The following is a 670-nucleotide window of genomic DNA, read 5'->3' as shown; positions in this document are numbered from 1 at the left end:
TATGTCGGCATGACCGCGCTAAACATCGGCAAGCAGGTGGGGGGCGAGATCGCCCGCATCGCCAAGGCCGAAGGTTGGGACAAGGACCTTTCCAAAGTGCGTGTCGGCTCGATCGAGGACCAGAAGGCCGACACCTGCATGCGCCGCAACAAGGGCGCCGAGGAGGCACTGGTGGCGGCGATCCCGGAGATCAAGTCGCGCATCGTCTCGATCCCCTACGACAACACTATGGTCAACTCGATCGACGTGGTGTCGACGACGCTGACGGCCAATCCCGACGCCGAGAAGTGGATCTTCTTCTCCTGCAACGACGACGGCGTGCTCGGCGGCGTGCGCGCCACCGAGAATGCCGGCATGAAGCCTGAAAATGTCATCGGCATCGGCATCGACGGTTCCCGTTCCTGCGAGGCCTTCGGCGCCGGCAAGCCCTCGGGCTTCCGCGGCACGATGTGGCTGGACAGCGCCAAGCATGGCGCGGCCGCCATCCAGGCGCTTTACGACCAGGCCAACGGCAAAGAGATGCAGAAGGACTATTTCCAGGACGCCACCCTGATCAGCGGCGAGAACTTCGCCAAGTTCAAGGATACGCTCGGTTGCAAGTCCTAGGCTTTCCTTCGGCCCCATGGCTGGTGGCTTCATGGCGGGCGGCTTTTTTCGGGGGCGCCCCCCC

At 63.6% G+C, this 670-nt stretch carries 1 pseudogene; it reads left to right on the top strand.

From position 1 onward, the window contains the following. A pseudogene (locus tag EOA38_RS38220) lies at positions 1-606 on the top strand (arabinose ABC transporter substrate-binding protein); the annotation flags it as partial. Positions 607-670 lie beyond the last annotated feature (64 nt).

The sequence above is a fragment of the Mesorhizobium sp. M1E.F.Ca.ET.041.01.1.1 genome, assembly GCF_003997355.1.
Taxonomy (GTDB): domain Bacteria; phylum Pseudomonadota; class Alphaproteobacteria; order Rhizobiales; family Rhizobiaceae; genus Mesorhizobium.
The sequence above is the reverse complement of the archived record's forward strand: the minus strand, read 5'-3'. Positions and strand labels throughout refer to the sequence as shown.